21 protein-coding genes and 5 pseudogenes are annotated in these 25,587 nt (G+C 58.8%); 14 read left to right on the top strand and 12 right to left on the bottom strand.

Annotated elements, in window-relative coordinates; all coding sequences use genetic code 11:
• Positions 1-70 precede the first annotated feature (70 nt).
• Complete coding sequence (locus tag NL528_RS45670; RefSeq protein WP_309185805.1) at positions 71-2,191, top strand: MASE1 domain-containing protein; 2,121 nt, start codon at positions 71-73, stop codon at positions 2,189-2,191.
• On the opposite strand, the gene NL528_RS45675 is transcribed toward NL528_RS45670, so the two are convergent.
• Complete coding sequence (locus tag NL528_RS45675; RefSeq protein ID WP_309185806.1) at positions 2,186-2,848, bottom strand: response regulator transcription factor; 663 nt, start codon at positions 2,846-2,848, stop codon at positions 2,186-2,188. The two genes, NL528_RS45670 and NL528_RS45675, sit on opposite strands and share 6 nt — an antisense overlap.
• Before the next feature lie 626 nt (positions 2,849-3,474).
• Here NL528_RS45675 and opgC point away from each other — a divergent pair.
• A complete protein-coding gene (opgC, locus tag NL528_RS45680; protein ID WP_309185808.1) occupies positions 3,475-4,905 on the top strand; it encodes an OpgC domain-containing protein in 1,431 nt (476 codons plus the stop codon).
• A 636-nt stretch (positions 4,906-5,541) separates the two neighbouring features.
• Here the strand turns inward: opgC and NL528_RS45685 are convergent.
• Positions 5,542-7,082, bottom strand: a pseudogene (locus tag NL528_RS45685) (L,D-transpeptidase).
• A gap of 289 nt (positions 7,083-7,371) precedes the next feature.
• On the opposite strand from NL528_RS45685, the gene NL528_RS45690 reads away from it, so the two are divergent.
• Both NL528_RS45690 and NL528_RS45695 read left to right on the top strand, forming a co-directional pair.
• Entirely contained in the window at positions 7,372-7,674 is a 303-nt protein-coding gene (locus tag NL528_RS45690; protein ID WP_309185809.1) for a hypothetical protein, read from the top strand.
• A 545-nt stretch (positions 7,675-8,219) separates the two neighbouring features.
• A complete protein-coding gene (locus tag NL528_RS45695) occupies positions 8,220-8,648 on the top strand; it encodes a hypothetical protein (RefSeq protein WP_309185811.1) in 429 nt (142 codons plus the stop codon).
• 242 nt (positions 8,649-8,890) lie between these two features.
• On the opposite strand, the gene NL528_RS45700 is transcribed toward NL528_RS45695, so the two are convergent.
• Positions 8,891-9,574 (bottom strand): integrase core domain-containing protein, encoded by a 684-nt coding sequence (locus NL528_RS45700; RefSeq protein WP_309185813.1) that lies wholly within the window; start codon positions 9,572-9,574, stop codon positions 8,891-8,893.
• 595 nt (positions 9,575-10,169) lie between these two features.
• Between NL528_RS45700 and NL528_RS45705 the strand changes: the two genes are divergently transcribed.
• From NL528_RS45705 to NL528_RS45715, 3 genes and pseudogenes are all read left to right on the top strand, one after another.
• A complete protein-coding gene (locus NL528_RS45705) occupies positions 10,170-10,541 on the top strand; it encodes a hypothetical protein (RefSeq protein WP_309185814.1) in 372 nt (123 codons plus the stop codon).
• Between the two features lie 401 nt (positions 10,542-10,942).
• Positions 10,943-11,233 (top strand): hypothetical protein, encoded by a 291-nt coding sequence (locus NL528_RS45710; RefSeq protein WP_309185815.1) that lies wholly within the window; start codon positions 10,943-10,945, stop codon positions 11,231-11,233.
• Between the two features lie 246 nt (positions 11,234-11,479).
• Positions 11,480-11,593, top strand: a pseudogene (locus NL528_RS45715) (sulfate transporter); the annotation flags it as partial.
• On the opposite strand, the gene NL528_RS45720 reads toward NL528_RS45715, so the two are convergent.
• The 3 genes from NL528_RS45720 to NL528_RS45730 form a co-directional block, all read right to left on the bottom strand.
• The gene (locus tag NL528_RS45720; protein ID WP_309185817.1) at positions 11,591-11,947 is read right to left on the bottom strand and encodes a hypothetical protein; all 357 of its coding nucleotides are present in this window, start codon (positions 11,945-11,947) and stop codon (positions 11,591-11,593) included. The pseudogene NL528_RS45715 and the gene NL528_RS45720 overlap by 3 nt on opposite strands.
• A 136-nt stretch (positions 11,948-12,083) precedes the next feature.
• A complete protein-coding gene (locus NL528_RS45725) occupies positions 12,084-12,251 on the bottom strand; it encodes a hypothetical protein (protein ID WP_309185819.1) in 168 nt (55 codons plus the stop codon).
• 521 nt (positions 12,252-12,772) lie between these two features.
• A complete protein-coding gene (locus tag NL528_RS45730; protein ID WP_309185867.1) occupies positions 12,773-13,114 on the bottom strand; it encodes an integration host factor subunit alpha in 342 nt (113 codons plus the stop codon).
• Between NL528_RS45730 and NL528_RS45735 the strand changes: the two genes are divergently transcribed.
• Positions 13,061-13,270: a hypothetical protein gene (locus tag NL528_RS45735; RefSeq protein ID WP_309185879.1), complete on the top strand. Its 210-nt coding sequence runs from the start codon at positions 13,061-13,063 to the stop codon at positions 13,268-13,270. The two genes, NL528_RS45730 and NL528_RS45735, sit on opposite strands and share 54 nt — an antisense overlap.
• 480 nt (positions 13,271-13,750) lie before the next feature.
• Here the strand turns inward: NL528_RS45735 and NL528_RS45740 are convergent, their stop codons facing one another.
• Complete coding sequence (locus NL528_RS45740) at positions 13,751-14,983, bottom strand: IS701 family transposase (protein ID WP_309176838.1); 1,233 nt, start codon at positions 14,981-14,983, stop codon at positions 13,751-13,753.
• A gap of 645 nt (positions 14,984-15,628) precedes the next feature.
• On the opposite strand from NL528_RS45740, the gene NL528_RS45745 reads away from it, so the two are divergent.
• Positions 15,629-17,182: an MBL fold metallo-hydrolase gene (locus tag NL528_RS45745; protein ID WP_309185822.1), complete on the top strand. Its 1,554-nt coding sequence runs from the start codon at positions 15,629-15,631 to the stop codon at positions 17,180-17,182.
• 36 nt (positions 17,183-17,218) lie between these two features.
• Here NL528_RS45745 and NL528_RS45750 read toward each other — a convergent pair.
• A pseudogene (locus tag NL528_RS45750) lies at positions 17,219-17,441 on the bottom strand (IS701 family transposase); the annotation flags it as partial.
• A 578-nt stretch (positions 17,442-18,019) separates the two neighbouring features.
• On the opposite strand from NL528_RS45750, the gene NL528_RS45755 reads away from it, so the two are divergent.
• The gene (locus NL528_RS45755; protein WP_309185823.1) at positions 18,020-18,280 is read left to right on the top strand and encodes a hypothetical protein; all 261 of its coding nucleotides are present in this window, start codon (positions 18,020-18,022) and stop codon (positions 18,278-18,280) included.
• Between the two features lie 113 nt (positions 18,281-18,393).
• Here the strand turns inward: NL528_RS45755 and NL528_RS45760 are convergent, their stop codons facing one another.
• Positions 18,394-20,118: a DUF255 domain-containing protein gene (locus tag NL528_RS45760; RefSeq protein ID WP_309185826.1), complete on the bottom strand. Its 1,725-nt coding sequence runs from the start codon at positions 20,116-20,118 to the stop codon at positions 18,394-18,396.
• A gap of 56 nt (positions 20,119-20,174) precedes the next feature.
• A pseudogene (locus NL528_RS45765) lies at positions 20,175-20,384 on the bottom strand (NrsF family protein); the annotation flags it as partial.
• An 11-nt stretch (positions 20,385-20,395) separates the two neighbouring features.
• Between NL528_RS45765 and NL528_RS47450 the strand changes: the two are divergent.
• From NL528_RS47450 to NL528_RS45780, 3 genes and pseudogenes are all read left to right on the top strand, one after another.
• Positions 20,396-20,557: pseudogene (locus tag NL528_RS47450) on the top strand (TetR family transcriptional regulator); the annotation flags it as partial.
• A gap of 100 nt (positions 20,558-20,657) precedes the next feature.
• A complete protein-coding gene (locus NL528_RS45775; RefSeq protein ID WP_375144131.1) occupies positions 20,658-21,302 on the top strand; it encodes a LysR substrate-binding domain-containing protein in 645 nt (214 codons plus the stop codon).
• Positions 21,303-22,095: 793 nt separating this feature from the next.
• Positions 22,096-22,923 carry a cupin domain-containing protein gene (locus NL528_RS45780; RefSeq protein WP_309185828.1) on the top strand — a complete coding sequence of 276 codons (828 nt, stop codon included), beginning with the start codon at positions 22,096-22,098 and terminating at the stop codon, positions 22,921-22,923.
• On the opposite strand, the gene NL528_RS45785 is transcribed toward NL528_RS45780, so the two are convergent.
• Positions 22,920-23,639, bottom strand: coding sequence for a helix-turn-helix domain-containing protein (locus tag NL528_RS45785; RefSeq protein ID WP_309185829.1), 720 nt, complete (start codon positions 23,637-23,639; stop codon positions 22,920-22,922). The genes NL528_RS45780 and NL528_RS45785 overlap by 4 nt on opposite strands.
• Positions 23,640-23,940: 301 nt before the next feature.
• Between NL528_RS45785 and NL528_RS45790 the strand changes: the two genes are divergently transcribed.
• The gene (locus NL528_RS45790) at positions 23,941-24,348 is read left to right on the top strand and encodes a nuclear transport factor 2 family protein (RefSeq protein ID WP_309185830.1); all 408 of its coding nucleotides are present in this window, start codon (positions 23,941-23,943) and stop codon (positions 24,346-24,348) included.
• Positions 24,349-24,387: 39 nt separating this feature from the next.
• Here the strand turns inward: NL528_RS45790 and NL528_RS45795 are convergent.
• Positions 24,388-25,520 (bottom strand): IS3 family transposase gene (locus tag NL528_RS45795; protein ID WP_143206051.1). Its coding sequence is split into 2 segments (ribosomal slippage): positions 24,388-25,265 and positions 25,265-25,520, totalling 1,134 coding nucleotides; the frame shifts between segments, so codons are not numbered across the junction.
• Positions 25,521-25,587: the final 67 nt, after the last annotated feature.

The following is a 25,587-nucleotide window of genomic DNA, read 5'->3' on the forward strand; positions in this document are numbered from 1 at the left end:
TTGATCTTTATCAAGGAGATTAAAAGTCAGTCATGGTGGACGATCCAATTGTCTAGTCCAGGCATCGACGATGTCCGATCCACGATCACTAACGCCGCAGATAGATTTCCGCCGAGGCATTAGCTATGCCGGCGGTCTGGTCGCAATTGGAGCGATCTATTTCGTCCTGGCAAAAGGCGGCCTTGCTCTCGCCTCTATTAATCCCAGCGCAACGCCAATTTGGCCACCGACGGGTGTCGCGCTGGCGGCGGTGCTGTTGTGGGGATATCGGACTTGGCCCGCAATTTTCATGGCGGCGATGATCGCCAATGCGACGACGGCCGGCTCGGTTGCCACCGCAATTGCGATTGCAACCGGTAACACTCTTGAAGCGGTTGTTGGTGCTTATTTCATCAATCGATGGTCGAGCGGATGTAATACGTTTTCGACGCCAAATTCTGTCGCGAAGTTTGTTCTGATTTGCGTCGTGATCGCGACACCGATCAGCGCCAGCATTGGACTGACCAGCCTAGCAACCGTCGGGTACATCGAACGGACGAATTTCGCGAACGCCTGGGTCACATGGTGGCTGGGAGATGTGACCGGCGCGCTGGTCATCGCCCCCGTTATCGTGCTTTGGGCATCAAGCCCCTACCATGCTTTTAACCGCAAGGAATTTTTGGAGACGGTCGGCGTCCTCGCAACAGCGGCAGCTGTTGGACTCATTGCTTTCAGCCCCCTGATCGAGCAAACGCCGAGCCGAACTCCACTGGGTTTTCTTGCGATCCTGCCCATGTTGTGGGCGGCGCTGCGCCGCGGTCCACGTGACACCGCAACGGTTGCGCTGGTGCTTGCGGGCATCACGATTTGGGGGACGCTCACGGGCGGCGGCCCCTTCACGACCGCGGATCTCAACGTTTCATTCCTGCTGGTGTTGATGTTCTTGATCAGTATTACCGTTCCAAGCTTGTTACTGAGCGCCGACGTCGAGGTGCGCAAGAAAGCGGAGGGAAGTCTGCGCCGCGCGCAGATTGGACTCGAGCGGAAGGTCGCAGAGCGTACGCGAGAGCTGGAGCTCGCCAATGCGGCAAAATCGCGCTTTCTTGCCATGGCAAGCCATGATTTGCGGCAGCCATTACATGCATTGGGCCTGTTCGTTGCACAGCTGCGCACGCCGCTCAAACCGGGGGAAAGGACAAAGACGATCGAGCGGATCGATGCAACGCGCAAGGAAATGGATGAAATGTTCAATTCGCTCCTGGATATTTCCAGGCTCGATGCCGGGGTCCTTACACCCAAAATTACCGAATTCCCGATCGCGCGCCTGTTGCAAAAAATTGAGACGAGGTTTGATCAGGCAACGCGAGAAAAAGGCCTGCGTCTACGCGTTAGGCGAAGTGACGCCTGGGTGCGGAGCGACGCCATGCTGCTCGAACGCATACTGTTCAATCTGATATCCAATGCTGTGCGCTATACGTTGCGGGGCGGGATCATCGTCGGATGTCGTCAGCGCGGTGAAATGTTGCGTATCGAAGTATGGGATAGCGGTCCCGGCATTCCTGAGGATCAGAAGCAGAATATCTTTGGCGAGTTTTTTCAACTTCCTGCCCCTGAACGGAACCGGTACGGCGGCCTGGGGCTCGGCCTGGCTATTGTCGACAGGCTTCGCCGTCTTCTCAACCATCAAATCGACCTGGCTTCGACTGTGGGCCGAGGTTCGCGATTCGCGATCCTGGTTCCAATGGCCGATGAATGCGTCACGTCCACAGCGCCCGTTGACTCACCCCACCCCGGAGCCTTTGCGGTCGAAGGCAAGGTAGTTCTTGTTATTGCCGATGCTCCAATTGTGCGGGAGGGAACGGGCGGATTGCTTGGCAAATGGGGATACTCCGTCCTTACCGCCGGATCCGGCGAAGCTGCACTTATCCGACTTGCTGGGCGCCAACAACGCCCCGATCTTATAATCTCGGATTATCACCTTGCGAGCGGAGAGACCGGGATCCGGGCAATTGAACAAATTAATGCGGCGTTTGGTTCCTCAATTCCAGCTATTCTCATCAGCGGCGATACGGCAGCTGAACCATTACGTGACGCTAAGGATAGAGGATACATTTTGCTGCACAAGCCTGTCGACCCAATGCGGCTCCGCGCTGTCATGCACGAGGTCTTTAGGGATCATGACGATAGGAGAGACGCCGGGGCAGTTTTATGATTCAGATTTCGGCGACAATTCCCAGCCCATTTTTCCTACCTTTACTACTGCCTCGGTGCGGCTCGTTACGCTGAGCGCCTTGAGAACGACCGTGATGTGGTTCTTCACTGTCGGTACTGCCATATTGAGCGTCTGGGCAATGACCTTGTTGCTTCTTCCCTTCATCATGAGCGCAAGCACTTCAATCTGCCGATCGGTCAACCCGAGACCCCTGGGAGAGTCCCGCGTCGCTGGCTTATTTGTAAGCCGCGGACACGTTGTTTCCTCCAGAATTTCCGAGGGAATGTAAACTCCGCCGGAGAACACTAACTCAATAGCGTTGAGCATGACCTCACGTTCCGTAGTTTTCGGGATGAAACCCAGAGCGCCAAGTTTGAAAGCGAGCTTGACTGTGTCTTGATCATCCGAGGACGAGAGAATGATGATAGCAATGGTCGCATAGCGGTCACGCAGTTCTCGGAGGACAGAGAAGCCATCTCGATCAGGCAAATTGATATCAAGCAAAATGAGGCTGATGTCGGGATGTTCTTCGACGATGTGCATTGCCTGACGGCTGTTCGAAGCTTGAAATATGACGGCTTCTCGCTTCAGTTGTTTCAAGACAGCGTGCAATGCCTCGCGAATCAATGCGTGATCGTCGACAATAAGAACCTTCATAAAAAACTCTCCGTCATCCATCGCACGGAGATCCAATTGGAAAAATCATACACCCACCTTCGGGTGTTTGGCGATGAAGAAGCTGGCGGAAGAGTGGCTCTCGAGACCGTCCATCCTCCATCCCTGGCCCAACCAGCGGCTCGCCGTCAGGCACTCAAGGTGGGAGCCGAACGCCGTTGTGTGCTATGGTTGTAATCACCTCACAGTAGGACACCGAAAAAGCGAGCGCGAACTAAGCGAGCGCGAACCAAGAGAGTCGCGGGACTCAGAGTCTGCTTCGCCTATGCGCAATGATGAAGTGTCCATGATGTGTGTGACCGATGTCAGATTGATGCCGAGATCTGTACGGTACCTTGATCATAGGACCTAGGAACCCCTCTGTGTGGACCTCCGGCTGATTTACACACTGCGCCGGTTGAACGATGATCGTCAACAGAACAGCCTCACCGCCAGGAGGTTCTACCAAGCGCGGCCATATGGATCGTTGTCGCAATAGCTGTCGTGGCCGGGCTCGGCGTGAAGAAGCTTTAGGCTGCGCGTTGTCACGATCCCGCAGTGTGGCGGCGATTTTTTTGTCAAATTCGGTCCCTCTTGAAGCGTGCTCGCACGCCGGACGGGGCAACCAGATGCATGATCGAACTGCCACCTCGAAGCCATTGGTAGACGCGCTGCCGGAGCTGAAAGGCTACGGCCGCGATCTGCGCATTGATGCCTGCCGCGGCATCGCACTCTGGTGCATCTTTCTTGACCATGTCCCCAACAACATCGGAAGTTGGCTGACGCTGCGGAACTACGGCTTCAGCGATGCCGCGGAAGTGTTCATGTTCGTCTCGGGTGTGACCTGCGCACTGGCCTACGGCAAGGCATGGCGCTGCGAGGGCTGGACCAGCGTGATCAGCCGGACGCTGCGGCGAAGCTGGGATATTTATGTCGCATTTTTGCTGCTCACGCTCGCCTGCGCCATCTTGGTTCACCTCGCAGGCGGGGGCCGTCTTGCTGACGAGAGCAATACGCGCATTCTGTTGGACCAGCCGGGCGCGACGCTCGCGCACGCGGCGATCCTGCAATACTGTCCGGTCAATACCGACGTGTTGCCGATCTTCGTGCTTCTTCATCTCTTGTTCGCGCTGTTGCTGTGGCTGCTGCTGCGGCTGCCGAATGTGACGCTTGGCGCCTCGCTGGCGCTTTATGCGCTCGTGCATGTGTTCGGCTGGACTATGCCGGCGTGGCCGAACGGCCACTGGGCCTTCAATCCGCTTGCTTGGCAGCTGCTGGTTGTACTTGGCGCGTGGTGGATGATCGAGGGCGAGAGAGTGCGGCCGTGGGTGACGTCACGCACGGCGCTTGTGCCTGCCGTTCTCTATCTGGTGTTCAGCCTCATCATCGCATTGAGCTGGAGGATCAGACCGCTGGAAGCGCTGATCCCGCAGGCGCTGCTGAAGCTGCTTTACCCGATAGACAAATCGAATCTCGATCCATTGCGACTGCTGCATTTTTTGGCCCTCGCGGTTTTGGCGGCATGGTTCGTGCCTCGCAATTGGCGAGGGCTGACGACGGCGGTGATGCGCGGCGCCATTCTCTGTGGCAAGAGCTCGTTGCCAATCTACTGCCTCGGCGTTCTGCTGACGCTCGCCAGCCTCCTGGCGCTGCTCGACATCTCGGAGGGGCTGGCGATGCAGATCGCGCTCAGCGTTGGTGGCGTCCTGATGATGATCGTGGTGGCGACGCTGCTGAACTCGATCAAGATCAAACCCAGGCAGCAGCCGACCGTCGTGCTGCCTATGGGTGTGCGCGCCCAGCCGCAGGAAGGCTGGGGCACCGTCGGCTGGCGCCTCCTGGAGGCGTTTCACCGAGGGCTGCGCGAGTTCGGATGGGCCGACAGACAGAACCTCGTCATCAATTACCGGTTTGCGGAGGGGCAATCCGACCGGCTGCCCGGCCTCGCAGACGAATTGGTCCGGCTCAAGGCGGATGTCATCGCGGCGTCGCCGAAGCCTGCAGCCATGGCGGCCAAGAATGCAATGGCGACGATTCCATCGTCGGAATATCGCTTTTGACAATTCTGTTCAGCACGGGCTCAGCGCGAGCCTTGCGCGCCCGGGGGCGGGAAAGTCACAGGGGTCTCCTACAGCGTCGGCCCGGAATTTTCGGCAAAGACCTCGAGTTGCTCAGGGAGGTTCATTCCCAGGTCCGACATATACCGTCCTTTCCACCTTGACCGGTCCGAGCCACGCGCCCATGATAACCAATGTCAAAATCGCGGCCCGATCGTTGGGCGTGGAGCTTCTGATCCTGGAGGCGCGCGGGCCCGACGAGTTCGATTGCCGCCTTCGCGGCGATGGCCAGAGAGCGCGAGACCCTATGTTCAGAGGTGGCACTTTCGTCGACCCAAAGATGCTCGATTATATGCCGAAGCGTTCCTGATAGCAGGCATGCCGGAATGACCGTGCGTGGCCTCGCCGCTATTCTTGGCGGATGCGTGCGGGTTATTCGCGCCTTGTCAGGTGCGAATGAGCGACCGATAGCGCGACGTTATCCTCATGTCCGGTATTGGCCCTTCGCGTCATTAGGCGCGGGTTCAATGATCAGTCGCTTTTAAGACCGAAGCAGACATCAAATGGCAGAAAACACCGGCTGGCTTGGTCGTGAATGACCCTGAGCTACCATGCGGCCTACGCGCGACGTGCCGCGTCTTACCACCAGCGCTGTTGCATCGGTTGATAGTATTGTCCGGCGCGCGGACGCGTATTGCCAGGTTGGGAGTTCCAATTGCGCTGGAAAAAGAAGCCGAAGCCGTCGTTGCCCCAGTCGTTGCCGCTCGCAACGGGGACATCGACCGTAGGCTGGCGCGTCACGAAGCCGCCCTGGGGCTGGTTGTTCGGCACCGCGACGAACTCGGTGCGATAGTTGGTCTCTCGGCTCAGCGGCTCGTCCGAGACGATGATCGAGGATCGCGGCACTGCGGTCGACGCGATGCGGTCGAGCACATCCTGCGGGAAGGTGATGCGGTCGAGCGCGTCTTTGGCGTCGTCCCCGTTGTCGATCGTGACCGCGGTCCAGCGCAGGCCCGCGTCGTTGCGCGCCATCGCCGTGAACACATGCGTGCCGATCGGCTTGTCGGGATTGCGGATCGTGAGCGGAACCTCAATGGTCGCATCGAACACCTCGCCCCCGTCCGGCCACGGCTTATGCGTGTTGCGCCGCACGTAAAGCTTCTGCGTCGTGCGGCTGATGTAGACCGAGACCGGCTCGAGCGCGAGCTTCGCCTCGCTCGCCGCCTTGGCGGTGTCGGCCTTCTTGGTCCGGGCCGCTTTGGCGGCGTCCTTTGCGGCGGCGGCGGCGTCGAGCTTCAACTTCGCGTCGGCCTTGGCGGTGTCGAGCTGCGTCCCAGCTTCCGCGGCCCTAACTAAGGGCGGCCTTCTGCTTCTGCTCTTCGGCCCGCGCCTTGGCTTGGTCCGTCTTTGCGGCGGCGAGCGTCTTGTCGGCGAACGCGAGCTCGGCGTCGGCGCGGGTCTTGAGCCACTCCAAGTTGCGCAGCGACGCCGTGAGCGATGCTGTCTCGCGCGCCGCTGTCGCGGCGGCTTTCTTCGCCTCGTCGGCCGTCTTGGCGGCCTCCTCGGCCTCGCGGGCGAGCGTCTCGGCACGCGCCGGAGCAGCCGCGACGGTCTCTGCGTTCGGCACGAATAGCACCGGGTGGGAAAGCTCGACCGGGGTCGCGTCGTTTGGCGAGATGATCACCCGCATACCGATCCATGTCTTGTCGAACAACTTCTCCGCAAAGTCGTAGGGCATCCGCACGCAGCCGTGCGAGGCCGCATACCCCGGCAACGGCCCGCCGTGCAGCGCGATGCCGTTCCAGGTGATACGCTGCATGTTCGGCATCCAGGCATCGTCATAGAGGGTCGAGTGGTGGTCCTTGTCCTTCTCGATGACGGCGAAGACGCCGGCTGGCGTCTCGCGTCCCGTGGTGCCGGTCGACACCGGCGCGCGCAGGATCCAGCCGTCGGCGTCGTAGAAAGTGACCTGCTGGGTCTTGATCGACGAGCGCCATGATCGGCTCCCCTGCATCGCGCGGCGCCGTCGCCTCGGCGGGTGACGCCGGGCGCGCCTGTCTCGCCGCGGCGTCGGCCGTCAGCGCCGCCAGTGCGGCCATCGCCGCGAGCGTCACAATGGCGGGCCCCCCCCAACGCCGCATCTCCATGGTGGATTGCGCCGTCATGAATCGATTTACCATGCCATGTCCCGGTTGAAATGCCTGTCCGCGCTTGCGTCGATCAAGATCGGCGACCAGCTTATTTGACTCACCCCGACACGGCTAGACCGACCCGATGTCGGCTGTTGGCAGCACTTAACGGACTTGAATGTAGGCGGTCCCGATGTCTGCTTTCAGAGGCAACGCGGACACGGGACGGTTGCCCGGCCCCAACGCTCGGTGTTTATATTTTGTTAACCATGCTGAGGCATGACTCCAGACGTCGATGAAAGGAGAAGTGTCATGCAGGATCTGAAATCAACATACGGTCATGCTCCTCGACCCCGAGAATGTCGGCGGCAAGCGGACGGAGATCGAACGAGCGCTCATAGGCGTCACCATCCATGACCGTCGGAGATCGGGCGCCGCGCCAGAGGCTCGCCGTTTCCATCTGGAGGAGTTCGTCGAGCCCGTATCGGCTAAGATGGTCGAATGCCGCCGTTGCGTTCGGCATCCATTTTATAACGGGTCCGCCGGAGCATCCCTGCACGTCGACCAGTTCGCGGATGATCCGCTCGACTCGCTGTCGATCGGGTCGTCGTCCAGCGCGTCCAAGGGGTCGAAGGTGGCATGAGCGATTGAGTTCAGCACTGATCCGACGCGAGAGGTTCTAGACCCCCAGCTTGGCGGGATAGGGCCGTCATCTGGCCGCCTTTCCGCGAATTCTAATGGGAGTCCAACCACAATCTGAGCGCGATCGCCTGTTTTATAGACAGAAGGCCATTTCGAAAATTCAACAGCACAATCAGTATGTTAATTTGAGCATTCAAGTCATTTTGGCCTTGAAAAGTATCCTAGGGGTAACACTAGCTCGAATCTGAAAGGCCGCACTCTTTTTAGGGACCCCAGACGGTTTTGTCCGTCTTGGTCCCTGACCGATCACCTGCCCGAAATCTGAAGGCCTCACCTTTTTTATGGAGTTCATGCTCAAAGTAACGGATTTCTACTCGCGCCGGGCGACTGAGCCAGCCGGTCCTGCCTGCCATCTGATGTCCGCTTCTCTAATCGGCCGTCTGGGGTCAAGCGCTTTCAGACTAGCCGGCTGCTCTGCCGGTCATCTCTTTCGCGCAACAGGAAAACGTCCTAACATAGCCCTTGGTAATCTGCGGGGTTACTACGATGCGGTTCCGCGTGAGGAAATCCGCTCACGTTCTGGAGCGCTTTGGGCTTGCGATGGCCGGGGCTGCGAGCGGCTTGTTTGTCGGCGTTCTCGTGGGGTCGAGCGTCGCGGCACTGACGTCCCAGGGTTTTTTACTCCTAATGATGATTGGTGGCGCCGTCGGATTTTACTTTGGTATCGACACCCCTCAACTGCCTTTTCACTCAACAAACGGTCAGCCTTCAAAGGCGGACGAGAAGATCGACACCGCGGAATTCCTGAGCGCGCTGGGCACGTTTCTCGCGGGGTTCTCGTCTTTTGCTGCGGTGGGCATTATTGTACTCCGCCACGATCCGCACATTGCCTGGACGACAATGATCATGGCGGGATGGGTGGTTGGCGTGGCCATGCAAATCACTGCTGGAGCGATGGCACACCTTCGCCGTTGAGACGCCGTCAAAGCACGGCCCCGCCGCTTGCAGGACCGTAGATCTGGGGCTGCTTTAGCGCGAACGCACCGATGGCGTTTCCGGCGCCGGCGCTCTTACAACGATGTCTCAGTGACGATCCGCAAGCTGGGTCCACTCGGACGGCGGCAGTTCCATACGACCCCGGGATTCTGTCATCTTGTCGACGATGTCGAGCAACTCCGTCTCCACGCCCATGTCGTGCAGGTTGTGCCTACCGCAAATCAGATCCGGGTATATTGGTGATGGAGACCGCCAAGGATCGGACAGCAAAGAATGTTCCCAGACCGCTCGACCACGCGCGAGACCGGCGCATCCTTGTTTAACGACAAGTGAGTGCGCGTGCTATTATAGTAGTCCTTGTACGACAGCAGAACGTGGCGCAGATGGCGTTCGCCGAATACCACGATATGATCAATGCATTCCCTGCGGATCGAGCCGATCAGCCGTTCAGCGTACGCATTTTGCCAGGGTGAGCGAGGAGGCGTCGGACGATCTCGAATGCCGATGGATCGAACTCGACGTATGAATATTTCACCATAGGCTCTATCTCGATCCCTAATCAGGTAACGAGGGGTTTGCTCCCAGCCACAGGCCTGAGTGAGCTGATTGGCGATCCATTCTGCCGTTGGATGCGCGGTGGCCCCAACCCACAGGATCTGCCGCCGGCCATGGCCCATGATCAGCAATCCATAGAGCAGCCGGAACGAGATTGTCGGCACCACGAAGAGGTCCATGGCGACAATGCCGTCCGCATGGTTGCGAAGGAACGTCTTCCATCCCTGCGAGGGAGGGCCCCTCCTCCGTGCCATATACTTGGCGACGCTGGTCTGGCCGATCTCGATGCCGAGCTTGAGGAGCTCTCCATGGATTCTCGGCGCTCCCCACAACGGGTTGGCGAGGCTCATCTCACGGATTAGCCGACGAATTTCCAACGACACAGCGGGTCGACCGCAGCGGCGTCGCGATTTCCGGCGCCAATGCAATCTGAAACCGGCGCGGTGCCAGCGGATCACGGTATCGGGTCGAACAATTGCAAGTGCATCATACATCTTGGGAAACAGCCGGCAGACACCTCCCAATATCAGCCTGTCAAGCGACCCAAATGGAAGTCTCCTGGGATTGGTACGCCGCAGCACATTGATTTGCTGCCTCAGCACCACAATCTCTGCCTCGAGCGCTGCTCGCGACCGTAGCAGATCGATCACCGTCCCGAAGATCAGTTTGCACAAATCTAACATCGAGCAGCAGCATCGCCCGATTCTCGATCAACCGCCAGCGGATTGGATTTACGATAGGGACAGGAAGCTGAAGCGTGACGAGTAGCGCCTAAAGCCTCAAATTCCCGGCCTACTCCTTGCCTCGATCGGCGACGACCTCGTAGCTGACCTTGGCGCCTTGCGGCCTCATTGGTTTCACTGAATGGCCACATGAAAATCAGACGCTAACCAATTTTCGCGGATATGAGTTTTCTTAGTTTTCCAACCTCTGGAAAGGAACGGAATGACCATGCGCATTTTTACGGCGTCCATCATCATTGCGACCGTCTGCCTCCTCGGGACGCCGCCTTTCGTGCAGGCACAGCGAGCACCCTCGCAATCGGAGGCACCGACGCCGCCTGCTCAGTCTCAGTCCAGCACGGTCATACGGAGCATACAGGTCGTTGACGTCAAGGAACTGCAACCGTCGGTTCGCTCGAAGGTCGATGACATCGTCGCGCGCACAAGCGAGGAAGATATCCAGTCACTTCGGAAGTCGATTGACGCGACACCGGAGGCGGTATCCGCGCTTAAGGCCAAGGGCCTGAGTTCGTCGCACGTCGTTGCGATCAACATCGCCGACGGTGTCCTGACGCTGTTCGCCAAGACAGCTTGAAATCAGGATTACTGGTACTCAATTGGCTACCGAACGCTTCGGATGCACTTGGGGCCAAGTAGGCCGTCAGGATGTTATCGTCCGGTTCTCACTGACAGATCGGGAAGTGGAACTAACGCTCGACGAGCTAGCAAAGCTCATGCCGTCGAATGATTCTACGGAACTTTGCGAATTTAATTCCGTCAGCGGGTTGAATCGGCAACACACGTCCGATGTCCCGGACGTCGCTCGCATTCGGTGGCGGAAATAAAGCGTTTCCGAAGCAGCACACTCGTGTGCTGATGGGATGAGCGATCAGAACCTGACGCCCTTGATCGCTTGGCTATTCCCGCAGGAAGCGGCCGCGTGCGGGTTTGGTTGTCACGCGGTGCAACCCTCCAAATCCAAAAGGAGTGAGAGCCATGAAACTGAACTCAGCACAGATAGAACGAGCTTTGAGCCAATTCGATGCCCAAGCCCTTCCCGACAATCATCCGGCAGTTCCGCAATTGAACAGTCTGTTCGGCGACCACACGTTCTTTCTCGACAACAGCGGGCTTAACGTCCTGGAACCCACCGAAGCGCCCGAAGTGGGAACCCAAATCGGCAAAATTGTAAACCTTGCCGATTGGAGCGACGACAATCTAACGAAATTGACGCCTCACGAACCCGAGCCGACGGGCGTCGTCGTCAGCCTTGGGTCCAAACACTGATCTTCGCCTGCAACGATTGATCCTTCTGAAGCAGCCCGGTCACATGGTGTGGCCGGGTTCGCTTCGAGCGCCATTCAAGCATTCAAGCTGCCGTTTGAAACAGCAATTTCAGATGGTTGCGTGTCCCCGATTTGAACGTATTGCGGTTGATCGTAGCGGCGCCGTTGCGGGATCGAGTCCTGACTATCGTTGAAATCGAGGTTGGAAGGAGTTGTAACCAGGAACGCGGCTGGTTCCCCCCTTACGGCTCTCAACGACGCCAGCGCAATGAACGCATGTACCCTCTCTGACCGCGGCACCTGGCTGAGCTTCAATAACAAAGGCTCCCTGATCATTGCTATCGAAGGCGACTCGCGTCTAACCTAGCAAAAGCTGCGCCTTGTAATCGTCAAGCACGCCTTGGACTCGATGGCATCCCGCCTCATCTGGTATGAACGTCACCCATTGCTTTTGCTGAACAACGAATACCGACGACTCTCTTGCGCCGCGCTGATAGCCAACCTCTATACGTTTTTTGTCAGTCGCGGAAACAAGGTGGTTAAGCGCGTGCATGATCGATTTCGTCTGTCCTGCAACGATGAGTTTACGATCTTCACATTGAATCGCCGCGGCAAAAAAAGATCCGACACTGATCGCGGCGTCTTTTGACAGCGCGGCATGTGACGACAAAGGCCAAAAGGCCATGATCGCGAAAGAGACACTTCGCTTAAACATCACCCTGATGTTTCCCTTGCGATTGCATCGTCACTATCGTGAGCTTTTTGGGTGAAATGAAAAGCAAAATGACTCAGAACGGTTCCATTCTGAGTCATCTTCGCAACGAACAAGCGTACATCCGGCTTGCTTGGTGCTAGTTCGGTGGTTGTAGTTCCTTTGATGCGACCCAGTTATCCACGTTGGCGTAGGATCTGTATTGCTTGGCCTCAGCAATCAGAGCGTCGCGCTCCGGTCCCGGCTTCATCGCTTCTGCCTGTAACAAGTAGTCTGCAACCATGCGTGCGTAATCAGCCGGCTTCATTGTCGTCCCCCCTGAATCTTAGTCCAAAAATCTAGTGCGCCAATCGTGGCAAAAATTTGCGGGAAAAAAGACGACTTGGATCTTATTGCTGGCGCTTCATGACGTATCGGCGATCAAGGAGGAGCGCGGTACGCGCGGCTTGGCGGCTGCAATTGCTGCGGGTAAAGCTGGTACGGAATGCGGCGAGCGAAAAGAAAGCGACCGCCGACTGAGGCAGCCAAAGTGACGACATCAATGGCCGCTTAAAGAAAATCCCGCAGTCTGGCGATTTCAACGATAAGTTCGGCAGACATAACAGCACTGACTATCGGCCTGCGGCGACGTATGAATCTCGTACAGGTGACGCTGACCAATCGGCTTTGCCATAAACTCCTGGATGCATTCTCCCAAGGTGCCGTCAACGACCAGATATGGATCGGGCCAACGGGAGTCGCTGACGCGCTTGTTGCCGAGTGACGGCGACTTTCTAAGTTCTGCGGGCGCACTGAAATCGACGTGAACGATAGACCCACCTTGTTCCGTCATTCGCTATGGGCTTCCAACATCGGCGAAGCGCGACCGCTTTCAACGGGTCTTGCGTTGACCTGCTTCTTCATGATCGCCGACGCTTTGACAACACGGCGCGGTTCGATAGGCACTTCAACACCGTTTTTGGGATTGCGGCCCAATCGCTGGCCTTTCTGCCGAACGATGAACGTTCCGAACGATGTCAGCTTGACTGTCTCGCCGCGAGCGAGGCAGTCGGTGATTTCTTTCAGGACCAGTTCGGTCAAGTCTGTCGACTCCGTTCGCGACAAACCGACCTTGCGATGTACCGCATCATAAAGGTCGACCCGGTTAACAGCCTTGCCGCGAAGGGCCATAATGTCCTGCTGAAAATGTTCAATCGCGGGATTATGAAGCACCGGCGCGCGACCGAATCAATACACAACGCCACGCGCAAAATTATTGCCAGCATTCGCCTGTCGCCCAAGGGAGGAACGATAAGGCAGGCACTTGCCCGCCACAGAACGATATGAGGCTTGCGCGCTTGCCGATCTCCGGGCTCGCGCGCCGTTGTGCAGCCGGGACACTGGCACGGTCGCGTTCCCGAAAAATCGTTTTGTATTCTCGCCAGCCTTAGCCGCCCGCGCGGCGCCCCGATCTCGCCCCGCTGAAGCCATCTTCTCTTAAATCTCCCTTAACCGGCAGCGGGCATCGTTCGCGTGGCCCCAGTCCTTCACCCCGCTTGGTGGCCACATAACGAGCGTAAAGAGCCGTCGCTGATCCCCTCAACCCAGCGGCGGCTTTTTGCTGCCTGCGAAAAAGGACACCCAGCATGTGGAGGACACCGCTGGCTTCCTAACATTACAGTTGCCGTTTTGCTTTGAAGTGGGCTCGCTGAGCGACCGCCTGATGAGCTCTACGCCAGAGTGACCATGCGATGATGTGTGCGGGTTGTATCCGCTTTCGCGCGAGCCTGACGGCAATGCGTCGGACTTCCTGGATCGACCATCGGATCAACGACGGCGTGGCTGTGGTTTGACCCTTGCCGTGGTTCGGCGTTTGGTTTTTTTTGGCGCCGGCGGATTGGCGCGATGGCGGATCACCGCCATCATGGCGAAGGCGAGCATCGCCATGGAAACGTGGCGATGCCAGCCGTGCCAGGATCTGCTCTCGTTGTGGTCGAGCCCGAACTCGTTCTTGGCGGTCTCGAAACTGTCCTCGATTGCCCACCGATGGCCTTCGACCCCCACCAGTGTTTCGATCGATGTTGCCGCTGGGCACCAGGTGGTGAAGAAGGCGAGATCGCCATCGGCGATACGACGACGGATCAGCAGACCGCGTGTCCAAAGGCCCGGATTTTCGTCGTTTGGTTCTCCGGCCAGGTCGGCCAATTCGAGATAGCACCAATCATGCAGCCGCGGTCCTTTGGTTCCGGCCCCTGCTGACAGGCGTTTCCAGTCGGACGCACGCCGCGTCAGGGCGATGTCGGCAGCCGTGCCGGCGACCGATCGACGCTTGCCCCAGGATCGAAATACATGCGCGCTGCTGACCCCCAGGACATAGCCTTTGCCTGCGCGACGCAGTTGCTGTTCAATGTCACCGACACCGTAGACCGTATCGCCTGCAACCCACTTGAACGGGACAGGCGCGGCTATGGCGCGTGCGATCATTCTCGTCGCAAGCTTTGGTTTGGTCGCAAAGCCGGTATCGGGGGGCACGTATGCGGCTTTCAGTCGATCTGGATCGTCGGTCCATTCCTTCGGAAGATACAGCGCGCGGTCGATGAAAGCATGACCGTGGCACGAAACGTAGGCCGCGAAGACGCCGATCTGGCAGTTCGTGATCTTGCCCGCCGAACCAGTGTACTGACGCGCCACGCCGCACGACGCTTTGCCCTGTTTGAGAAAGCCGGTCTCATCGATCACGAGGACCGCGTCATCGTCCGCCAAATGCTCGATGACATAATCGCGGACGATATCGCGCAAGGCATCCGCATCCCAATCCCTGCGACCCAGGATCGCCTGTTGCCGCCATGGACCAGGATCGCCTGCGGCCTCAGCGCGCATCCAACCAGTCTTGCGTTGCTCATCTCCAAGCAGACCTTCCAGAAACAAGCCAGCATTCTTCGCAACACGCTCTTGCCCGAACAATGGACGTATCCGCTTCTTGATCTCCCGAAGCGACGCCGCCCACAACGCAAGCGTCTCTTCAATCGACGCTGTCCGCGTCCACGATGTTCGAATCATGGTTGCCCATGGATTCAGAAAACCTCACAAAAGGCAACTGTATTGCTAAGACCAAAGAAAGCGAACCCCTATCCATAATATTACCTCCGTGAAAGTCGAGCCATAATCGGCTCGCTCCAAGTATTCGGAAGGATGGGTGCCATTGTTACACCTATCACCGCTTTTTGTTCATCATTTTGAGCAATCTTATCCTTCAGTAACACATCCGTTATCAGACTTGGAATCGCATTTGGCACGTGCGTAACGCGGCGTCCGAAGAAACGCGAATGTATCCTGCGCGCCTACCTATCGCGGACCGGCACAGCTCCGCGAAAATATGAGCGGTGTCATCGAAGGATTCACGATCTGGTGATGACTTAAGCTGCGGCTATGCAGTGAGGCCGGGAGTTCGAGACGGTCGCCCACCGCATCGCGGCGCGATACGCATGATTGACTAAAGCAGCAATGACGGGTGACTTTCGCACCCGGAGTGTTTCGCGCCAGGGCTGCGTGCAGGCTTGTGCGACAGAATTTCGACAGGGCGACAGAATCATTCGTGACAACCACATTAGGTGAAGCTGCCTGCCATGCGGTCCGCGGTGATTGACAAGGCGCTGCAACGATTTGTATCGGGCAACTAGTCAGACGCCCAGTGGAGGAATTGTTATGAAGCGCGATTGGTTGCTTGCATTGGTTGTTGTTGCTGGGATTTCCACATCGCAAGCTGCGGTCGCGCAGACCGCGCCGCTCGATCTGATCAAACAGGCGGTCTCGGCCGTTGGCGGCACGGATGCGCTGCGCAACCTCAAACGCATCTCCATCAAGGCTAACGCCGAGCATCGCGAGCCGGAGCAGAGCTATGTGGCGGACGGTGAGCCGCGGTTGACCGCCACGTCGAAGCTGACGATCAGCTGGGACCTCGAAAGTGCCTTGGCGCGGACCGAGTGGGATCGCAGTTTGGTCTATCCGTTTCCGGGCCCTGAAAAATACAGTGACGTCCTGACCGCAAAATCGGGATTCACCGCCACGGAGAAAGGCGAACGGCCAATGTCATCGATTCGGGTTGCTGCTGAGCGGCGTGAGCTCGAGCGCGCCTCGCCGACCTTGTTGCTGAAGGCGCTGGCGGCGCCGGAACGCCTCGGCGTATTGAAGGATCAGCCATTCGGTGCCGACAGCCTTCCTGCTGTGACGTTCGACGAAGGCTGGACCAAATTCATCATCCTGTTCGATCGCCAAACGCATCTGCCGGCGGCAATCCGAACCATCGACGACGACAATCTGCTCGGCGATGCCATTTACGATGTTGTCTTCACGGACTGGAAGCCGGTCGCGGGCGTGCAGATCGCGCATACCCAGACGCAGCGGCTGGCCGGCGTCGATGTCGGCAAGATCGTTTACACCGAGGTCGCACCAAATCCAACCCTAGCCGCCCAGACGTTCGAGCCCAGCGAGGCCGTGCGAAAGGATCTGAAACCGGCGGCGACCGCGAACGTTCCGTATCAATGGGTGCTGCGCCGCATCACGCTTGCCAGGTTCATCGACAGCGATGCCATCAACTACGACGCAGCGAGCGTCCCCGGATTGAAGTTGGTCGAGATCACTCCGAATGTGCAGCAGGTCCTTGGTGGAAGCCACAATAGCCTGATCGTTGCAACGCACGACTCCCTCGTCGTGTTCGACGCGCCAATCAATGAATGGCAGTCCCATTGGACAATCGCTGCCGCCAAGAAGAAATATCCGGGCAAGCCGGTCAAATATCTTTTCCTCACGCACCAGCACAACGACCACACTGGCGGCGTCCGGACCTACGTCGCCGAAGGTGCTACCGTCATCGTGGGCTCTCCGAACAAGGCATATTTCGAAAAGGTGCTCGCGGCACCTCACACCGTCAACCCCGACGACCTGCAGAAAAATCCGAAGCCTGGCAGCATCATTGAAGTCGCGGATCAGATGACGTTGGGCAAGGGCGACGATGAAATTCGCTTTTACAGGATCGCCAACCCGCACGCAGAAGGCATGATGATCGGCTATGCCGTCCACGACAATGTCGTGTGGGTCACTGATCTTTATTCGCCGACCCGCGACAAGGCCAAAAGCCAGGGGGTAATCGCGTTTGGCCAAGCTCTCAAGAAATATAACATCAAACCCTTCATGATTGCAGGTGGCCATGGCGCAATGGCGCCGCCCGCCGAACTTGAAGGAATCATGAGCAAGAATTGACGATGCAGACGAGCGCTTCTTTGGCAGGTTTCTTCGCGTTGGGACGTGAGGATTGGTCTTCAGCAGTGGGAGCATCGCGGAGGTAGCGGCCGAAGGATGAGAATGGAGATGGCGTGGCGCACGGCCGGCAGGCTTGGCTGAGGTGGAGGCCCGTCGATTCTTTTTTCCGCCCTGCTCTGGCGATGCGGCGGTGCTGCACGAAGGAGTATGCAATCATCGTCACGAGGGCGTGACGGTGAAGGCCGTGCCAAGACCGTCCCCAGCGGAGTCGTTCCAGCGGTGATCATTCCGCTCGCCGTCTCGGGATCAACATAATTGTAGAGCAATCGGTCTGGAAATATCGAATTGTTTATTACGATGACTTGATTATCAAAATCGGGGATTCTCGGCGTGAGCATAGTTTTGGTGGTAGCGCAAAAGGATATCCAAGCGTGAGTATTCAGGAAGTTTGTGGCAATGCAGCGGTTTCTTCAGCTCAGTCGGCGCGTAGCCCGCTTTGAGTATACGGAGCAAGCTCCAAATTGTTACATGTGACAGAGACATAAGTACGAAGTGTCCCGGCCATCATGCAAGGGCCACGGTTTCTCCATGACCTCCAGAACCCGTAAGCAGCTGTCGGCGACAGTTGGTGGCCACCGGGGCCTCGCTCGCTCGAAGCAGAAGAGGAAGGCGTAGTCAGCGTCCAGTCGATCATTGAGATTCTGCAATCTAGATGGTTCTGACGTGTAACTAAAGCCAATCGGTTGCGTAATTCATTTTGATGCGAGTCTGTCGGCCGGCGATCGTGTCGCTAGTTACAGCCCATGCATCTTTGTAACAACTCGTTGGAGGAATTCCATGAAGATCACTTCGAAGTCTGGTGCTACAATTGCGGCGGCAGCCGCCACCCTGTTCCTTGCCGGCGCGACCATGACAACGACGGTTGCGTATGCAGCCGGTGAAGGTCACTGCGTCGGTGCGAACGCCTGCAAAGGCCAGAGCGCCTGCAAGGGCGGCAATCACTCCTGCAAGGGCCTGAACGCCTGCAAGGGTCAGGGATTCTCGGAATTGACCAAGGCAAAGTGCGTCGCGGCCAAGGGCAAATTCGAACCGGCCTGACCCCGCCGCATCCGGAAGTCAGGGCCTGGCTTTTGCTGGGCCCTGCGCCGGCCTCGGCATCCCGACTACTGGCCAGTTTGCCCAAAGCCGCACGAGAGCCGCCCGAACGACATTCAAAGTTTGCGTGCGCGCTTGAGGCTATCGAGCTGTGCAGCGATCGCACCGGGCTCAGTGACCGGATACGAGCAGAACGTGCTCGTGCACGCGAAGGCGGCGGGACCGTCGGGGTAATCAGGGTAGTCGACGTCGATATTGGCCAGCTTGCCTTGGCGCTTGTCCCACCACTCCGCGCGCTTGTTGACGAGCGGGTAAGCCAGCGCTGCTGTGTAGAGCGCGGAGCGTGGATCATCCTTGGCGCCGACGATGGTGACATGCACCGGCTCATTGCGCAGTTCGTCTTCGGCCAGCAACACATCCGGCAGGAAACCGAACGCGTCGAGGATCGGTGGCGAGGTCAGGTAGCCCATGCCAGCTTCGGCAATCTCGCGATAGCGACGCTTGCCGGTGTAGGACGACAACAGGCTGAACATCCTGACCGCCGTGACATTGTCCTCCCGCTGTTTGATCGGTTTGACCAACTGCTGCGCCTCCGGCGACGCCGAGGCGATGAACCCGCCCGTCGCGGAATCGACGAAGGTCTTCGCGATGAAATCGGCAGTGGCACGTGCCTGGTCCAGCCATGCGCGCTCGCCGGTTGAGCGGTGCAGCGCGAGCAAGGCCTTCGCCATCTCGACGTTATCGGCCAGATAAGGACCACCCTTGTCCTGTTCGGCGTGCCGGAAGCCGCCGTCGTTGGACGGAGCCCGTTTGGCCAACGCCCAGCGCGCACCGGCCACCGCAAGCTCGCGCGCCTCCACGATGCCCGTGGCATCGTAATAGGCCAGCAACCCCGACACGGCCTGTGCGGTCTCACGGGTATATTGCCGTTTGTCGACGCCGGGCTCGCCTTCGCTCAGTCCCATCGAGGCGTAGAAGCCGCCGCCGGGTGCCGCCATCGTGTTCTTAAGAAAACCGTAGATCCGATCCGCAGCTTGCCGATAGGCTGGATCGCCGAACATGACAGCGGCCCGCGCAAACGCTGTCAGCGCGGCCTCCTGCGCGAACATCGGAAACTCACGAGCCGGCTCCGACCAGTCGGGCTTCAGATTGACCTGGTTCATGCCACCCGTTCCCTTGTCGATCATGGTGTCAGCCATCAAGGTCAGGACTTTCCGGATACGCGCTTCGTTCGTCCGGTCGCCCTGCCGTGCCCGCTGCAAGGCCCAGACCAGCATCGGACCGTCCACGAACTTGGATTTGCTCCAGCCGCCATACTCCTTGTTCCACGCACCATCGACGAAGCTGAGGATCTCATTGCGTTGCGCATCAGACAAACCCGTCGCCAGCGTGCGCCCGCGTTCTGGTCCGCTATCACCATAGTCCACCGGGGTGGGATCCTTGATCGTGTCGGTCAGCACCGGAATGAAAAACTGCGCAGAATAGAAACCACGTAGTTTGGCGATCTCCTTGCCATCTGGACCAAAGATGATGGTGGCGGGCCAGCCCCAGCGTTCATATCGCTGGGAAATATCCGGACGGCTATCCTGATCGACATAAACGGGGATGAAATGATCCTTGAGGACGGCGCGAACTTCAGGTTTCGACCAAGTTTCCTCGTTCATGACATGGCACCACTTGCACCACCAGGATTGCAGCGAGACAACAACGAATTTGTGCTCGCGAGCCGCGCGCGCAAACGTAGCCTCGCTCCATTCGCTCCAGAAGCCATCACTGATTGGCGCTGCGTGGGCGCCCATGGCAAACAGCAATGCCAGAAGCAGAACTCCGATGCGGATCATTTTCGTATTCTCCTGGCCACGATTGATACCCGCCTGTTTATGCGAAAATTTGTAATTCAAAATCGCAGCAGCTTTTTTCCCGCCAGTGCGCCGATCGCGGTCACCGCTGCAATCGCTATCGAGTACCAGGTAGCGACGAACAGCGGCGAGTCGTCGATGCATTGGGAGGCATACAGCGTGGCGGCGAATCCCGCCGACAGCAATCCGGCAAACGCACCGGCGAGGGCCGGCCGGCCGGGCGCGCCGTGGCGCAACGCAATCAGGGCGGCGATTTGATATGGTTGCTTCAACTTTGGTCCTCCTTGCACTTTCAATCGGAGCTAACCCTTTGGCCCGCCCGCGAGCTTTCGACGAGGAGCAGGCTGTCGACGCCGCCATCGCGTGCTTCTGGCGGCGTGGGCTTGAAGCAACGTCGGTGCGCGATCTGGCGGCAGCAATGGGGATCAACGGACCGAGCCTCTATAATGCGTTCGGCGATAAACGCGCGCTCTTCATCCGGGCCCTCGGACGGTATGCGGAACTTTGGATGCGGGAACGCATTGAGCGCCTGGAAAGTAGGCATTGCGCCGACGGCTCCGTTTCATCCCTTTGTGCCACGGGTTATTCGCGCCTTTCGGGAAGCCTTTCCGTTGGTGTCGCTCACCCTGGAGGAGGGACTCAGCAACGAGGTGCGTGAGCGATTCTCCCATGACCAGATGGACGTCGCGTTTGTCAGGACGTCCACTATCCATGCGGACAACCTTGTGGTTAGTCCGCTGCTGGAGGAGCCTATGGTCGTGGCTTTGCCTAGCCTCCACGCGATGGCACAGGGCAAGCGCGACACGGCGCTTCCGTTGAAGCGCCTGGCTGGCGATTCTTTCATTCTCTTTGGGCCGCCGGGGACGGGCATCTACGATGAAACCGTAGCGGCATGCCGAGCTGCCGGCTTTAGTCCTCACATCGGCCAGCAAGCCCCTCGCATCACGTCCACACTCGGCCTGGTCGCCGCCGGGCTGGGCATAGCGCTCGTGCCGGAGTCGGTGCAGAGCATGAGCATGGACGGCGTGGTCTATCGTCGACTGAAAGGCGCCGCTCAACCAAAGGCTGTTCTGGGTCTGGTATCGCGACGGGGCGACCCATCCGCGGTCGTTCGGCAGTTCCTAAACCTTGTCAAGCGAGCTGCGAAGGTTCACCCAAGTGACTGATGGGACGCCAAGGTTGCACGTCCGGCTTGGGGTCATTCGCGACGGATCGAGCACGTGTGCGACGAGTCCGCTTCACCCTCCGATCGCTACGATTCCGGCGCGCATGCTGGCCATGATGATATCCGACTCCTCGGCCTGATCAGCATCACCGCCGACACCAACATGGTGCTGGTCGCGGGGACGACGCTGAGCGGCTTTGTGATAATTTGGCGAACGAGCGATCCTGGCACGTCTCAAGGGCGTAAAGTCGGCGGCGTTTGGCGTCGATAGCGTATCCCGAAGTGGCGCGCCCGAAGAGATTAGAAGTAATCCCGTAAAGCGCTGTAAATACAACACTTTCCTTGCACGATTTGGTGCGGGGCACAGATCGAGGGACAAAGTTATTTTTTTACGCTGGGGACTGATCGGGCCAGCGCTAGGCTCATGTTTCGACCCGGCCCGCCGCCTGCCCATTCGTTATTCCGCCGACCCCGACACATCGGTTATCCAACCCGGCCGACGCACCAGCGGCCCCTCGAAAATCCGCATCCACCCGCCTACCCTTCCGCCATTCCAGCCCTGCATTCCGACCCGCGCGACCAAGGTTCCGGGACGGTCCCGACTGGCTTCACGAGATCAATCACGACGGCTACCTGTGAATGCTGATCGAACTTTGACCCCTCAATCGTCGCACGCGCGAATCTAAAGCCTTGATTTTATTGAAGAGGTAACAGAGACCCCCGCGCCGATCGGCGTCCAAACCCTGCGCCGAAAGACATACAGCGTCCGTAATGCATCATGGATCGTCCGGAATATGGAACCGCTCGCCGACGTGATAACGCTGCTTCGTCCGCGCGCGGTCGGAACGAAGGTTTTCCAAGGGGCGGGACGTTGGGCCGTGCGCCGCTCGCGAATGGATTTTGCCGGCTTTGGGCTCGTGCTGATCGGCGAATGCTGGCTCGCGGCGGATGGCCATCAACCCGTACATCTCGTCAAAGGCGATTTCGTCCTCGTGCCTGCCAACCCAGGCTTCACGATCGCCAGCGACCTTGCAAGCGAAGTCGTCTCAATCGACGCGCAACGGCCGATGGAGTGTCGGGCCAGCGGGGGTCGGTACGGCGATCCCGACCTCGAACCTGAGTTCAAACAGCTCGGTGGTTATTTCGAATTGGACCCCACCAACCGCAGCCTGCTCGGCGGCCTGCTGCCGGCCCTTGTCCATATCCAGGCCTCCGATCCCGCTGCGGGACGGCTTAGGCGCACGATAGACTCGATCGTCGAGGAGGCGCTCGCCGACCGGCCAGGCCGCGATCTCGTCGTCGATCGTCTTATCGAGGTTCTGCTCGTGGAGGCGCTGCGGTTCGGCTCCGAAGGCGTGGACGCGATCGGACAACCAGGCCTTCTCGCGGGGCTCGCTGATCCGCTTCTCGCCCGTGCCCTGAGGCGACTCCACGGAGACGTGCGCCTCCCTTGGAGGTCGTTGCGGCCGCGATCGGCTATCAATCGGCAAGCGCCTTCAGCACCGCCTTTCGCCGAGAGGTCGGCAGTCCGCCCAGTCACTTCGCTCGCACCACAGTCGGTTGACCGTCAGCCAGCCGCAACGCTCAACCAGTTCGGGGGCATCGGAGCCTGCGGCCTTTAGTGCGCAATTGCCGTCGGCCGCAAGGTGCCGAGGTTCCGCACCACGGTCTCATCGGTCAATTTCAGCATCCGGTACATTTGAGCGATTGCAGTGTCGGTGCCGCGGAACGTAACGAGCCCTCGCGCGAGAGCCTCCTCGAGACGGGAATATCCCGTCCAGACCTTCGTAAAGGCGCCCAGGTCGGCCTCGATCACGACATCGAGAGTCTGCCCGGGATCCTTCAGGCACACCTCGATCTCGTCTTGCCGGATCAGCAGCCACCAATGGCGCGGATTGCGGCTGCTCTTGGGGATGCCCCTGAAATCGAAGCGCACAACAAATTCCTGCGCCGTGATATCTTCGCGATCGATGTGCTGGCGTATCCCCCATATCAGCAGCTTCGAATCTAGATCGCCGGGACCGATCAGCCCCTGTCCCCATTTGAGCCCCCATTCGCCCATCATCTCGATCATCGGCCGAAACGCCTCTCCGGCTGCCGTCAGCGCATAGATGTGGCCTCGGCCCTTTTCCTTCGCATCGGGATGAACAACGCCGGCGACCGCCAATTCCTTCAGGCGTTGCGAAAGCATGGTTCTGGAGATCAGCGGAATGGCCGCCAGGAAGTCGCCATAGGATCTGGGGCTGTAACATAGCTCGCGGATGATCAGCGGCGACCATCGATCGCCGAAGATCTCGGCCGTCTTAGCGACGGGGCAAAACTGACCGTATCTGATCATGAGTTCGAGCTCCCGGATGGGCCTCAAGCGACAAGTCTGTTTTCCGTACTAATTCCGGAAAACCGATCCGGGCCTTCGATGTGGAGTCGAAGCCTCGCACTTTCAAGCGAAATATGCGGTTTCCGATAGATCCGGACGGGGGGCCAGGAAGCTAAGTACGGAATACAAACTTGATTCCGAACCCGGGGCGACGATTTCTAGTCGTGTATCGGGCAGCGATCGCTTGGAATGCTTCGATCAGTTTCGGCGAAATCTCCGCAGGCCCGTGTTGACTATCACGAGAAACAAAAAAGGCGCCCCCATGAAAGCAAAGAACCCCGTCTTGTGGATCTCCGTTTGCGCTATCGCCCTGTTCGTAGGGCCGAATGTCACCCGGGCGCAAACCGCGGCCGAAGCTGACGTCGTAACGACCATCTCTAATTTGGAAAATGACGGCGTCGAAGCCGATTTGGCCGGCGAGCCAGCCTTTTATCAGAAAGTTCTGGCCGAGGATTGGACCCGGGGCGACAGCGATGGAACCTTTTACACCAAAGCCGAACTCTTGAAACTAATGGCCGACAAGAAGAACTTTAAGACAAACAGCGAGAAGCTCTCTGAACTTAGGGTGCGCGTGTACGGCAATACGGCTGTGGCAACCTACAAGGACACCTATGACATTCTGATCATGGGGGAACGTCGCGCGCACACTGAGCTGGCCCCGGTTGTCTGAACAAAAATTCCGCGTCGATAAGTGGAGCCTCTGCCGAGGTTAGGCCGCCGCGCGGAGCGGCGGAAGATCGAAGTAGGCTTGATCCGGGGTCATGTCGTCAAGACTCGAATGAGGACGTCGGCCGTTGTAAAAGTCGAGATACCGGCCGATCGAATGTCGCGCCTCGCCGACGGTTTCGTAGGCTCGCAGATAGACCTCCTCGTATTTGACGCTGCGCCACAGCCGTTCGACGAACACATTGTCCCGCCAGGCCCCTTTGCCATCCATGCTGATGGCGATGCCATTGCTGGCGAGCAGGCCGGTGAACGCCGCGCCGGTGAACTGAGAGCCCTGATCGGTGTTGAAGATGTCCGGCTTGCCGTGGCGAGCCAAGGCATCTTCCAGGGTCTCGACGCAGAAGGCCGCCTCCATCGTGATCGACAGCCGCCACGACAGAACACGACGTGTCGCCCAGTCCAGCACCACGGCGAGATAGACGAAGCCGTGCGCCATCGGAATGTACGTGATGTCCATGGCCCAGACCTGGTTCGGCCGCCGGATCTCGATGCCGCGCAGCAGATACGGATAGATCTTGTGGCCGGGCTCGGGCTTGGTGGTGCGCGGACGGCGATAGAGCGCCTCTATCCCCATCCGCCGCATGAGCGTCTTCACATGCCGGCGGCCGATCTTGCACCCCTGCAAAGCCAGCAGGCCTCGCAACATACGCGAACCGGCGAAGGGATACTCCAGGTGCAGCCGATCGAGACGCTGCATGATCTCGAGGTCGGCTGAAGAGACTGGACGCGGCAGATAGTACACGCTGCCGCGACTGACCTTCAAAATCTCTGCCTGCTTGGTGATCGACAGATCGTGCTTACGGTCGATCATCGCTTTGCGCTCAGCAATCCCGCCTTGGTGAGCGCGCCTTCTAAAAAATCGTTCTCCAGCGTCAGCTCCCCGATCTTGGCATGCAGCGACTTCACATCGACCGCGGGCGTGGCCGGCGTCCCGCCCCCCGATCCGAAAATATCAGAGGCGCCGCCCTCAAGCTGTGATTTCCAGGCCGTAATCTGATTGGGGTGAACGTCGAAATGCTCCGCCAGCTGGGCTATCGTCCGATCGCCCTTGATGGCGGCCAGAGCCACCTTCGCCTTGAAGGCCGGTGAGTGGTTCCGCCGGGGTCGTCTGCTCATGGTCTCTCCTGTTCACGGCAATTATCGCCGCTGTCAGGCAGAAATTCCACTTATCGTTCTGTCCAGA

The organism is Bradyrhizobium sp. Ash2021, assembly GCF_031202265.1.
GTDB lineage: Bacteria > Pseudomonadota > Alphaproteobacteria > Rhizobiales > Xanthobacteraceae > Bradyrhizobium.